We start from the raw sequence: 11,818 nt of genomic DNA, 5'->3' as shown, positions 1-11,818 counted from the left end.
TATTTTATGTACCTCAATTGCCATAGTTATTTCAGTTTGCGATACGGCACCATCGAGCCGGAGCAGTTGCTTGCCATTGCTTCAAAAAATGGTGTGCAGACCTTGGCATTGACGGATATCAATACAACGGCAGCTTGTTTGGAGTTTATGCGCTTGTCGTCCAATTACGACATAAAACCTGTACTGGGTGTCGACTTTCGGAATGGTGTTCAACAGCAGTTTGTTTTGCTTGCCAAAAACAATAATGGGTTTCAAAATATCAATGCTTACCTATCTGATTTTTTGCATAATTATGAATTGAAAATACCTGAAACCGCACCTGAACTGGAGGATGTGTTTGTCATTTATCCTTATGTACATAAAAAGGAATATCATCTGAAGGAAAATGAGTTTTTGGGCATCAGACCACAAGATTTGAACCATTTGAAATTCTCAAAATGGAATATCTTCAGAAGCAAATTGGTGGTGTTACAAACCGTTTCGTTTCAAGATAAAAAGGATTTCAATATACATCGATTGCTGCGAGCGATTGACAACAATACGCTGTTGAGCAAACTCCCGAAAAGTGAGGAAGGCAAAGAAACCGACTGTATGCTGCCTTATCAAGAGTTGTGTAATCTATATCAGGAGTTTCCAGAGTTTTTGAAAAATACATCAAGGATTTTGGAGAATTGCAACGTTCGTTTTGACTTTGAAAAACCGACTCCAAAAAATCAAAAATCACTTGTCGGTACTGAAGAAGAGGATTTTCAAAAGTTGGAGAAACTGGCTTATGATGGTGTCGCGTATCGATATCCCGATTACGATGAAAAGGTCTTTAGTAGGATTGAAAAAGAACTTTCCATCATCAAGAAACAAGGTTTTGTCTCTTATTTTTTGATTAATTGGAAAATTTTGGAATATGCGCGAAGCAAGGGCTATTTCTATGTGGGTCGTGGCAGTGGCGCCAATAGTATCGTGGCATACTTGCTTCGGATTACAGATGTTGACCCGATAGAGTTGGATTTGTATTTCGAACGGTTTATCAATGTATTCCGGCAAAATCCACCCGATTTTGATATTGATTTTTCTTGGAAAGATAGGGATGATATTACCGATTTCATTTTCAAGACCTTTAAAAACACAGCACTTCTGACGGTTTACAATACCTTCAAATTTAGGGCTGCTGTGCGCGAATTGGGAAAAGTTTTTGGACTTCCAAAGTCTGAAATGGATGTACTCACAACAGGGAAATATAATCTCAATCAATTGGATAAGCTATCCAGGTTGGTTATCAAGTACAGCACTTATATACAAGGGTTTCCCAATTATTTGGGCATCCACGCTGGTGGCATCATCATTTCAGAAAGACCGATTCACTACTATGGTGCGACGTTTTTGCCTCCGAAAAATTATCCGACGACGCAGTTTGATATGCATTTGGCGGAAGACATTGGGCTTTATAAGTTTGATATTTTAAGCCAACGAGGACTCGGAAAAATCAAGGAAGCCACGGAGATTGTGGCTTACAACCATCCGCAGGAGCCACCTATTGATATTCACGATATCAAGCGGTTTAAAGAAGATAAAAAAATCAAACACTTATTGAGAAACGCCAAAGCAATTGGCTGTTTTTATGTGGAATCGCCTGCGATGCGTATGCTGATGAAAAAATTGCAGGTAGATGATTATTTGGGACTGGTTGCGGCAAGTTCCGTCATACGCCCTGGTGTTGCCAAAAGCGGGATGATGCGCGAATATATACAACGATATCGTCATCCCGAACGTCGCAATGAAGCACATCCTAAATTATTGGAAATTATGCCCGAAACCTATGGTGTGATGGTGTATCAAGAAGATGTCATAAAAGTGGCCCATTATTTTGCAAAGTTAGATTTAGGCGAAGCAGATATGATGCGTCGCGGGATGTCGGGGAAATTCCGTTCGCGTGAGGAATTCAATAAGGTGAAGCAAAAGTTTTTTGATAATTGTAAGAAGGATGGAAAGCCTTACGAATTGGTGGTTGACGTTTGGCGACAAACTGAAAGTTTTGCAGGTTATGCCTTTGCAAAAGGACATTCGGCATCTTATGCGGTGGAAAGCTATCAGAGTTTGTTTTTAAAAGCCTACTTTCCTTTGGAATATATGGTGGCAACCATCAATAATTTCGGTGGGTTTTACAGTACCGAATTGTATGTACACGAAGCGCGAATGCACGAAGGCATCATCGAGCCACCTTGTGTCAACACAAGTTTTACGCAAACGGTCATCCACGGAAAAACCATTTATTTGGGTTTTATGTTTTTGCAATCCTTTGAGTCAAAAGTGATGGAAAGAATCCTTGATGAACGAAGCAAAAACGGCAGCTTTCAAAGTTTGGATGATTTTTTGGAACGCGTGCCAATTTCCATAGAACAGATTTCCATTTTGATAAAAATCAATGCGTTTCGTTTTACAAACACCCATAAACGTGAATTGCTTTGGGAAGCCCATTTAAAAATTAGCAAACACCAAGTTCAAGAGCAGGAAATCACTCTGTTCAGAGCAGAACGTGTTAACTTTAAAACACCAGAATTGCCGAGTACAGCTTTGGAAAATGCCTTTGATGAAATTGAATTGTTGGGCTTTCCGTTGTGCAATCCGTTTGAGCTTTTAAAGAAGACTTCTACAAATCCATTACGAGCACGGCATTTAGAATCTTTGAAAGGGAAAATAGTGACCATTGAAGGCTATTTGGTTACCACAAAAGACACCAAAACATCACGAGGCGAACTGATGCATTTCGGTAATTTTTTGGACAGGGATGGCGATTTTGTGGATACCGTGCATTTCCCACCTGTGGTTGAGCAATTCCCGTTTCGAGGAAAAGGCATCTATAGTATTACGGGAAAAGTGATGATAGAATTTGATTGTGTAAGCGTGGAAGTCATCAGTATGGAGCATTTAGCTATGATTGAAGACCCGAGGTATGCGGAACAACAAATGAGTTCATCCAATAAAAGCGTAGCAGAAAATTTGAATATACACGTGTAAAATTTTTAAAAATAACACGTATAATTGGTTTTTTGATTAATTTTGAAAAAAGACAATTATTATGAGTACAAAATTGACATTGACAATCGAAAAAAAAATCATAGAGAAGGCAAAGCGATATGCAAAGGAAAAAAACCGAAGCTTATCCGATATCATTGAAAATTATCTTAAAATATTGACGATGGAGGAACGGAAACGAGATGAACCAGAACTTAATCCTATTGTAAAATCATTGAAGGGCTCCTTTAAAACGTCCAAAAAAGTGGATTATAAAAAAGAGATTAAAAAGCGTTTGGAAGAAAAATATTTATAAAATGGACGATGTATTGATAGACACCGATGTCTTATTGGATTTCTTTTTTGACCGTGAACCGTATTCCCAATATGCGGCACAAGTGCTTAATTTATGTGAAGAAGGAAAAATAAAGGGATTCACTACGCCAGTCGTGATTTCAAATGTGTACTATTTATTAAGGAAGATAGGAAAGCATCATTTGATTATTGAAAAGTTGAAACAACTCTTGACCATCATCGATATTGCTGATATGGATAAAAAAGTAGTGCTGAATGCGCTTAATTCAGATTTTACAGATTTTGAAGATGCCTTGCAGAACTTTTCGGCTTTGGAAAATGGAAAGATTCGAGTATTACTCACAAGAAATATAAAAGATTTTAAAAAAAGCACTCTGGCCGTAATGACGCCTGAAACTTATTTGAGAGGAAGACTCAATAAGTAAATATTTGATACTTCGTCCCAAACTGTTTATATCGAAAATGGATAAGAATCGCTCAATAGTGCATATGGATTTAGATACCTTTTTCGTGTCTTGCGAACGAAAAAGGGACAGTAAACTGAATGGAAAGCCTATTCTTATTGGTGGCACCAGCGATAGGGGTGTGGTTGCATCCTGTAGTTATGAAGCTCGAAAGTTTGGTGTCTACTCTGCAATGCCGATGCGTATGGCCAGACAGTTGTGCCCAGAAGCCATTATATTAAGAGGTGATTCTGGGTTGTACACAGAATATTCAGCGGAAGTCACTGATGTTATCAAAGAAAGTGTGCCGCTGTATGAAAAAACTTCCATTGACGAGTTTTATATTGATTTAACGGGTATGGACAAATTTTTCGGTTGTCATAAACTCGCTTCTGAATTGCGCCAACGCATCATCAAGGAAACAGGGCTTCCGATATCTTTCGGATTGTCACTTAACAAAACGGTTTCAAAAATCGCAACCGGAGAAGCAAAACCCAATAATGAACTTCGGATTGCTTCGGGAACGGAAAAGCCATTTTTGGCACCTTTATCTGTAAAGAAAATCCCGATGGTGGGAAGTGTTACCTATAAATCTTTGTGTGATTTGGGCATCAAACAAATCAAAACCGTACAAGAGATGCCGATGGAATTGATATATAAAGTGCTGGGGAAAAACGGTTTGACCATTTGGAATAAAGCCAATGGCATTGATAACTCTCCTGTCATACAATACCACGAACGAAAATCAATTTCCACAGAACGAACGTTTGATAAGGACACAATTGATGTGGCGATGTTGAAAGGCATCGTGATTGCTATGACTGAAAATCTAGCGTATCAATTGCGAAGAGGCAATAAATTGACAGCGTGCGTAACTTTTAAGATTCGTTATTCTGACTTTCAGACTTATACTCAGCAACAACACATTCCGTATAGTTGTATGGACCATAGCTTGATTCCGACAGTGTTGAATTTATTTGAAAAACTCTACAATCGACGTCTATTGGTGCGATTGGTAGGCGTGAAGTTTAGCCATCTGGTAGAAGGAGGCCATCAGGTAAATTTATTTGAAGATGACACCAAATATTTGAACTTAAGCAGTGCCATCGACAGAATGCGTGAACGTTACGGTGACAGAGCTGTCATCAGTGCTGCAGGGATGGAGGCAAAAACCATCAGCCGTTGGAATCCGTTTACAGGAGAGCCACCACCATTGTTGGCAAATAGACGGTCTTGATTTGCCCTAAATATATTTTGCAACAATACAGTTTCCTTGTACCTTTGAATTTGCCCAAATTCATAGACTTATGCTAGACAATTTTTGGTTCAACGTGCGTTATGGCATAGATCATATTCTCAATGTATATGCCTATCATCATCTTCTGTTTCTGATAGTTTTATCCGTTCCATTTTTATTTAAGGATTGGAAACGTTTGCTGCTTTTGGTTTCACTTTTCACGTTGGGTCATACGCTTTCACTTCTTATGGCAGTGTATGGCATTATTAAAGTGAATCTTAAACTAATTGACTTTTTGATTCCTTTAATCATATTGGTCGTCGCGCTATATAACGTTTTCACCGCTGGAAAGAAAGCAACTAGCGAGAAGATAGGAATATTGTTTTTGTCTTCTCTATTTTTTGGGCTGGTTCACGGTCTTGGTTTTGTAGGTCTTTTTTCCAAACATATCAATCAAACCATTGGTAAATTGGTGGCTTTATTGGAATTGGCTTTGGGAATAGAATTGGGGCAACTAATTGCGGCTTTTATTGTGGTGTTTTTAGGCTTTTTATGCCAAACGATTTTCAGGTTTTCAAAACGAGATTGGGTTGTGGTGCTTTCGGCAGTGGTAGTAGGAGTGCTTATCCCAATGCTTATCAATAATGGCTTGTTTGCCTAAATTGCTGGCAATCACGAAAATTTTAACTCTAAATTATATAAATTAAATAACGAACCTCCTATATTCGTTATAGATTTGCGTTAGGGATTGCAGCGGCATCCTTTTTGTCATATAAGGCTGACTTTTTTTGACAAAAAGATATAGCGGAAAGCCCGACCGAAGGGAACGCCCAAACACTTTAAAAATTTAATGCCAAAGAAAAAACAACTACGATACGATAAAGCATATTTAAGAATTGCGAGAGAATGGGGAAAGTTATCCCACTGCAAAAGAAAGCAGGTTGGAGCGATTATTGTAAAGGATAGAATGATTATTTCCGATGGTTATAACGGCACGCCAACAGGCTTTGAAAACCATTGTGAAGATGAAGAAGGCTATACCAAATGGTATGTGCTGCACGCCGAGGCCAACGCTATTTTAAAAGTGGCAGCCTCAACACAATCGTGTAAAGGTGCAACACTTTATTTGACGCTTTCTCCGTGCAAAGAATGCAGTAAGTTGATACATCAAGCAGGTATTGTACGTGTTGTGTATCTTGAACGTTATAAGGACGATTCTGGCTTGCAATTTTTGGAAAAGGCAGGAATTGAATTGGAACGAATAGAAGATTTGAGTGCAGAATGAAATTAAGTAGAAAATATATTCCACTTATTGTAGGTTTCGCCATTGCGATAGGCGTTTTCATTGGTGGTAAGCTTAATTTTACTGATACTTCTGATCGTTTATTTACTTCCAACAGTAAAAAAGATAAGCTCAACAGACTGATAGATTATATTGATTACGAATATGTTGATGATATCAATACGGACAGCATTGTCGATGTGACCGTAAATGGCATTTTGAATAATCTTGACCCTCATTCTACCTATATTCCCCAAAGTGAAATGCAGCGTGTTACTGAAAATATGAAGGGTGATTTTGTGGGAATAGGCGTGAGTTTTTATACCTATAAAGATACGATTGCTATTATCAGGCCTGTTGAAGGTGGTCCAAGTGAAAGAGCAGGAATCAAAAGTGGCGACCGAATTATTATGGTGGATGGTGATTCCATTTTTGGAACGACGATGAGCAACGATGAAATTATTCAAAAACTGAAAGGTGAGAAAGACACGAAAATTCGATTAAAAGTTTACCGTCGTGGAGAAAATAAATTGCTGGATTTTACCGTAAAAAGGAGCGACATTCCTATCAATAGTGTCGATGCGGCTTATATGCTGACTCCAGAATTGGGTTACATAAAAATCAATCGGTTTGCGGAATCGACTTATAAAGAGTTTAAGAAAGCTTTGGATCGGCTGCAAGACCAAGGTGCTACTAAATTGGCGTTGGATTTGAGAGATAATCCTGGAGGTTTTTTAGGTATTGCAGAACAGATAGTGGATGAATTTTTGGAAGATGATAAATTGATTTTATTTACCAAGAATAAATCTGGGAAAATAGAAAAGAGTTACGCCACTCGTAGAGGAGATTTTGAAGAAGGCGAAGTTTTTATTCTCATCAATGAAAATTCAGCTTCTGCAAGTGAAATTGTAGCTGGTGCATTGCAAGATAATGATAAAGGAACTATTGTAGGAAGGCGCAGTTACGGAAAAGGTTTGGTACAGCGCGAAATGGCTCTTGGTGATGGTAGCGCTGTGAGACTTACGGTTTCTAGATATTACACACCAACAGGGCGTTCCATTCAGCGACCTTATGAAAACGGTAAGAATGAAGATTATTACAACGATTATTACAAAAGATTGAGCAATGATGAGTTGATTGATGAATCGCACATCAGAATTGCAGATTCGTTGCGTTTTGTCACCCCAAAAGGAAAAGTGGTTTATGGTGGTGGCGGAATCATTCCTGATATTTTTGTACCATTGGATACCAATGTACATAATGAAACCATCAGTTACATCAATAATAGAGGTTATATCAGTTATTTTGTGTTTGAAGAATTGGATAAAGACAGGTCAGCCTTTGAAGGTGTTACTCGAGCTGATTTCATCAAAAATTTTGAAGTAAGCGATGATATTGTGGTGCGTTTCCAAAACTATTTGAGTTTGAAGGAACGTGTACAAATCACTTTTGTAGCATACAACGCTGAAATAAAACAACTTATAAAGGCTTCATTGGCAGACCAGTTGTTTGGTCACGACGCTTACGAAGAAATTATGAATACCACTGATGATATGATAGAAGAAGTGATAAAGTTGAGTAAAAATCAGTGATTTTAGATTTTATCGTGTACTTGGCTGTCAATGCCATCATTCCATAAAGTCAGAATATCTGTTGCTACCTGCGCACCACTACCTGTAGCAATTGCAAACTGACTTCTCCAGCCAGCCAAACTTCCAGCAACATACAGCCCATTTTCAATTAAATGATCCGTATTTTTTAACCAAATCCGTTCTTTTGCAGCAACTGCTCTGGGATGTGGCTCTATATAATCTTCGAGACCTTTGATATTGATGAGGTTTGTATAACCCACAGCTACAACTACTAGTTTAGAGCTATACGACGCTTTATTGGTGATGATTATGAAATGATCTTCTTCCCTTCGGATTTCCATTACCTTTTCACCTTTAATTTGAAGCACACTTGAATAAAGATTTGCCAATTGAGATTTACCTTCCTCTAAAATAGATTGACCAGTAGTACCAGGCTTCAATCCCAATACATTGTTGAAAAGTGCACTTTGAAGATGCGATGTCCTTTGGTGAACGATAATTCCAATTTTCTTGTCTTGAGCGTAAGGTTTGTTTTGAGCTGAACCTAATACCAATGCACAAGAAAGTCCAGCAGCTCCACCTCCAATGATTAAAGCGTCAAACATTAATTTTTCTGTTTTGAAAGTTTCTCAATTCGTTTTGACGTCCATAAAATCTGAAGGATCAAAATGGCACAAAGTGATGCGAGAATCATAATCGCAGCAATAAGACTTTCTCCTTTAAAAAGCGCGTCAAAATTTAATCTTGTCGCGTTAAAAACAATCAATCCTACAGCCATTATGGAAAGAATAATAGATGCTATTTTCATAATAAGAAATCTTTTTAAGCTACTTCGAACAAGGCCTTGATGTTATGTGCAAAAAGCTTTACGGCAATTGCCAATAAAATCACACCAAACACTTTACGGATGATGCTAATACCGTTTTGGCCAAGCAGTCGTTCAATCTTGGCAGACGTTTTCAGTACCATAAAGATAATGATTACGTTTAAGATGACGGCTACAATTATATTTTCTATTCTGAATTCTGCACGTAGGGAAAGTAATGTTGTCAAACTTCCGGGACCAGCAATCAAAGGGAACGCCAAAGGAAAAACCGAGGCCGTGGAAATATCAGTTTCTTCGTGTTTATACAATGTGATTCCCAAAATCATTTCCAAAGCAATAAAAAATAAGATAAAAGCACCTGCAACTGCAAAAGAGTTTACTCCAATACCAATGAGAGACAGGATGTTTTGCCCCAAAAACAAGAAAAGAATCAATATGATACCAGCAATAATCGAAGCTTTTTCACTTTGAATATGACCCACTTTTTTGCGCAAATCAATAATAATTGGAATATTGCCGATAATATCAATCACCGCAAAAAGAACCATAAAAGCCGTAAATATTTCTTTAAAATTCAGGTTCATCGCTTTAACGCTTTAAATTTTTTGCAAAAGTAGGTCATTAATCCAGAATTTGAGCGTTAATAAACAGTTAACTTTAAGTATTTTTGCCGGATGTTTCAACTAGGAAAAACCATCATATCCGAAGATATTATCAAAAAAGATTTTGTGTGCAATCTTTCTGCGTGCAAAGGAGCCTGCTGCGTAGATGGTGATGCAGGAGCCCCATTGGAACTGGAGGAAACAAAAATCTTGGAAGCCATTTATCCAAAAGTGAAGCCATTTCTTCGCAAAGAAGGTATCGCTGCAATTGAAGCGCAAGGAACATTTACTACCAATGATTGGGGTGAACACGAAACAACACTTATTGATGGAGCTGATTGTGCTTATGTTATTTTTGATAAAAAAGGTACAGCACTTTGTGGTATTGAAGAAGCATATAATCAAGGCGCCGTTGATTGGAAAAAACCTGTCTCGTGCCATTTATATCCGATAAGGGTTAAAGATTACACCGAATTTTCAGCTGTTAATTATCATAAATGGGAAATTTGTGATGATGCCTGCACTCTGGGCATAGAATTACAAGTGCCAGTTTATAAATTTGTAAAACAAGCTCTTATCAGAAAATTTGGAGAAGATTGGTATATGGAATTGGAGAAAGTCGCAGAAAAATTCAAGTAAATTCTACCGGAGTCTAAGCAATTTTTAAAACATTGGACCTTATGGGAATATTTACTATGACTCTTGTGCCTTCGGCCTTTCCGGCTGCATCATAAAGATCTTCGATATTAATCTTGTAATCACTTGTAAAACCCTTCGAGAAATTGGCCAAACGAGCTTTGGTAATCGCAATTCCTACAGATTTTCGTTTTAAAATTTTATTGTTGTTGATTCGGCTAGATTCTTTTCTTCCCACACCATTGTCAGTAATTGTAATACTGATGTAATCTTCGGATGGTTTGGTAACATTCAAAATGATAGATTTATTATCTTCTTTTGAAGACAATCCGTGCCAAAGTGCATTTTCCAAGAACGGTTGAAGAATAAGGGAAGGAACTCTTATGTTAGATGTATTGATGGATTTATCGACTTCCACCTGAAAATCGATTTCATTTGAAAATCGGATGTTTTCAATATTCATATAGAGTTTCATCGTGTCCAATTCATCTTCAAGAGTCATTTCCTTCTCGGTTGAAGCAATCAGGATTTTACGAATGAGTTTTGAGAATTTATTGAGATAATAAACTGCATTCTCCTTTTCATTGTTGATGATGTAAAGTTTGATGGAATTAAGCGAATTGAAGATAAAGTGTGGGTTCATCTGGCTTCGCAGCATATCCTGTTCAAGGGTCAAAATTTGCTTTTCTTGCTTCAATTGTTGGTTTCGGTTGAAGGCAATCACCAAGCCAGCAAGTATAATTAGACCTAATAAGGTAAACCAGAATATTTTTTGATTGCGCTCTAATTTTGATTTTACAATCTCGTTTTCACTTGCCAATGCTTTTATTTCATTGTTTTTTGCTTCATTTTCATATTGAATAATAATGTCGCTGACATATTGCATATTTCGTTCGTTGAATATGGTTTTTTCCAGCTCAACCGACTTTTTATAATTGGTCATCGCTTCTTTGTAGTTGCCAGTTCTATTGTAAAGTTCTGACAGTTTTGAACTGGCCTCAACTATGGCTGATTTCAGGCTGTAGTTTTCGGCAATTTCAAGTCCTTTTTTCAAGTTTTCTTCGGCAGACTTATAAAGCTTCATTTCCATTTCTGTCCATCCAAGATTGATGTAGGAAGAGGAAATATAAAACTGATCATTGATATTAATGGCTTTCTTTAATCCTTCTTCAATGATCACTTTGGCATCACCATATTTTTTCTGTTTGATGTAAACTTGCCCAATACTGTTGTAGCATATGACGCGCCCAACTTCGGAGTTGATTTGATTGTTATAATCCAAAGAGCGTTTGTAGTTTTTCAAAGCCAATTCCAATTTGCCCAGAGCTTCATCAGCATAGCCTAGATTTTGATAGTTGATTGCCAAACCTAATCTATTATTGAATTCTTTTTCGATTATCAAAGATTTCTCAAACTCTTTGATGGCCAAATCATATTGTTTCAAAGTGAGATAGATATTTCCCATACTGTTTTGGGATACCGCAATGCTCGCCTTAAGTCTATCAGATGGATTTTCTGCTCTGTTGGCTATTTCAAGTGCTTTTTTATGATAATCTAGAGCAGGTTTAATGGCATCCATTCGTCTGTAAACCACACCAATCATGTTTAAACTTATAACTTCCAGTTCTACATTATTGGCCAATTCGGCAAGCATATAAGCCTTTTGGTGCACATCTAGAGCTTTTTCATAATGAGAAATATTTCTGTAAATGACGCCCAGTGAATTTTGTGCATAAGACTCCGCCTCTAAATATTTAATAGATTTTGCTTTATATAAAAGGTCTTTCATCTTGAGACTGTCTTTGCTAAATTCAGCAAAAAGGGAATCTATAGCCTCATAGTTTTTTGGTTTTGTTTTAATGACTTCCTCCAAAGC

Annotated in this window: 12 protein-coding genes; 8 read left to right on the top strand and 4 right to left on the bottom strand. The window is 37.4% G+C overall.

Annotated features, from left to right (window positions below):
* The first annotated feature begins 6 nt into the window (after window positions 1–6).
* The 7 genes from M0G43_RS01645 (at window position 7) to M0G43_RS01615 (ending at window position 7,878) form a co-directional block, all read left to right on the top strand.
* Window positions 7–3,012 carry a DNA polymerase III subunit alpha gene (locus M0G43_RS01645; RefSeq protein WP_248022847.1) on the top strand — a complete coding sequence of 1,002 codons (3,006 nt, stop codon included), beginning with the start codon at window positions 7–9 and terminating at the stop codon, window positions 3,010–3,012.
* Between the two features lie 61 nt (window positions 3,013–3,073).
* Window positions 3,074–3,325 carry a DUF6364 family protein gene (locus M0G43_RS01640; protein ID WP_248022843.1) on the top strand — a complete coding sequence of 84 codons (252 nt, stop codon included), beginning with the start codon at window positions 3,074–3,076 and terminating at the stop codon, window positions 3,323–3,325.
* A 1-nt stretch (window position 3,326) separates the two neighbouring features.
* Window positions 3,327–3,749: a type II toxin-antitoxin system VapC family toxin gene (locus M0G43_RS01635; protein ID WP_248022842.1), complete on the top strand. Its 423-nt coding sequence runs from the start codon at window positions 3,327–3,329 to the stop codon at window positions 3,747–3,749.
* Window positions 3,750–3,786: 37 nt separating this feature from the next.
* On the top strand, window positions 3,787–5,004 hold the full coding sequence (gene dinB, locus M0G43_RS01630) for a DNA polymerase IV (RefSeq protein WP_248022841.1): 1,218 nt from the start codon (window positions 3,787–3,789) through the stop codon (window positions 5,002–5,004).
* A gap of 70 nt (window positions 5,005–5,074) precedes the next feature.
* The gene (locus tag M0G43_RS01625) at window positions 5,075–5,665 is read left to right on the top strand and encodes a HupE/UreJ family protein (protein ID WP_248022839.1); all 591 of its coding nucleotides are present in this window, start codon (window positions 5,075–5,077) and stop codon (window positions 5,663–5,665) included.
* 189 nt (window positions 5,666–5,854) lie between these two features.
* Window positions 5,855–6,289: a deoxycytidylate deaminase gene (locus tag M0G43_RS01620; RefSeq protein WP_248022838.1), complete on the top strand. Its 435-nt coding sequence runs from the start codon at window positions 5,855–5,857 to the stop codon at window positions 6,287–6,289.
* Window positions 6,286–7,878 (top strand): S41 family peptidase, encoded by a 1,593-nt coding sequence (locus M0G43_RS01615; RefSeq protein WP_248022837.1) that lies wholly within the window; start codon window positions 6,286–6,288, stop codon window positions 7,876–7,878. The genes M0G43_RS01620 and M0G43_RS01615 overlap by 4 nt, the downstream gene beginning before the upstream one ends.
* Window positions 7,879–7,880: 2 nt before the next feature.
* Here the strand turns inward: M0G43_RS01615 and M0G43_RS01610 are convergent, their stop codons facing one another.
* From M0G43_RS01610 to M0G43_RS01600, 3 genes are read right to left on the bottom strand one after another with little or no spacing between them, the layout of a single operon-like run.
* A complete protein-coding gene (locus M0G43_RS01610; RefSeq protein ID WP_248022835.1) occupies window positions 7,881–8,483 on the bottom strand; it encodes an FAD-dependent oxidoreductase in 603 nt (200 codons plus the stop codon).
* The gene (locus M0G43_RS01605) at window positions 8,483–8,686 is read right to left on the bottom strand and encodes a hypothetical protein (RefSeq protein ID WP_248022834.1); all 204 of its coding nucleotides are present in this window, start codon (window positions 8,684–8,686) and stop codon (window positions 8,483–8,485) included. Before M0G43_RS01605 ends, M0G43_RS01610 begins: the two co-directional genes overlap by 1 nt.
* A 14-nt stretch (window positions 8,687–8,700) precedes the next feature.
* Window positions 8,701–9,288, bottom strand: a complete 588-nt coding sequence (locus M0G43_RS01600; protein WP_248022833.1) for a MarC family protein — start codon at window positions 9,286–9,288, stop codon at window positions 8,701–8,703.
* Window positions 9,289–9,378: 90 nt separating this feature from the next.
* On the opposite strand from M0G43_RS01600, the gene M0G43_RS01595 reads away from it, so the two are divergent.
* Window positions 9,379–9,945, top strand: coding sequence for a DUF3109 family protein (locus M0G43_RS01595; RefSeq protein ID WP_248022831.1), 567 nt, complete (start codon window positions 9,379–9,381; stop codon window positions 9,943–9,945).
* A 13-nt stretch (window positions 9,946–9,958) separates the two neighbouring features.
* Here the strand turns inward: M0G43_RS01595 and M0G43_RS01590 are convergent, their stop codons facing one another.
* Window positions 9,959–11,731 (bottom strand): tetratricopeptide repeat protein, encoded by a 1,773-nt coding sequence (locus M0G43_RS01590; RefSeq protein WP_248022830.1) that lies wholly within the window; start codon window positions 11,729–11,731, stop codon window positions 9,959–9,961.
* Between the last annotated feature and the right edge of the window lie 87 nt (window positions 11,732–11,818).

Source organism: Subsaxibacter sp. CAU 1640 (assembly GCF_023156585.1).
Lineage (GTDB): Bacteria > Bacteroidota > Bacteroidia > Flavobacteriales > Flavobacteriaceae > JBPOFM01.
Note: the sequence above shows the minus strand (reverse complement) of the source record. Positions and strands in the feature narration are given on the sequence as shown.

Coding starts and splice junctions, on each gene's coding strand:
- M0G43_RS01645 (WP_248022847.1), top strand. CDS start 7: ATGTACCTCAATTGCCATAGTTATTTCAGTTTGCGATACGGCACCATC.
- M0G43_RS01640 (WP_248022843.1), top strand. CDS start 3,074: ATGAGTACAAAATTGACATTGACAATCGAAAAAAAAATCATAGAGAAG.
- M0G43_RS01635 (WP_248022842.1), top strand. CDS start 3,327: ATGGACGATGTATTGATAGACACCGATGTCTTATTGGATTTCTTTTTT.
- dinB (WP_248022841.1), top strand. CDS start 3,787: ATGGATAAGAATCGCTCAATAGTGCATATGGATTTAGATACCTTTTTC.
- M0G43_RS01625 (WP_248022839.1), top strand. CDS start 5,075: ATGCTAGACAATTTTTGGTTCAACGTGCGTTATGGCATAGATCATATT.
- M0G43_RS01620 (WP_248022838.1), top strand. CDS start 5,855: ATGCCAAAGAAAAAACAACTACGATACGATAAAGCATATTTAAGAATT.
- M0G43_RS01615 (WP_248022837.1), top strand. CDS start 6,286: ATGAAATTAAGTAGAAAATATATTCCACTTATTGTAGGTTTCGCCATT.
- M0G43_RS01610 (WP_248022835.1), bottom strand. CDS start 8,483: ATGTTTGACGCTTTAATCATTGGAGGTGGAGCTGCTGGACTTTCTTGT.
- M0G43_RS01605 (WP_248022834.1), bottom strand. CDS start 8,686: ATGAAAATAGCATCTATTATTCTTTCCATAATGGCTGTAGGATTGATT.
- M0G43_RS01600 (WP_248022833.1), bottom strand. CDS start 9,288: ATGAACCTGAATTTTAAAGAAATATTTACGGCTTTTATGGTTCTTTTT.
- M0G43_RS01595 (WP_248022831.1), top strand. CDS start 9,379: ATGTTTCAACTAGGAAAAACCATCATATCCGAAGATATTATCAAAAAA.
- M0G43_RS01590 (WP_248022830.1), bottom strand. CDS start 11,731: ATGAAAGACCTTTTATATAAAGCAAAATCTATTAAATATTTAGAGGCG.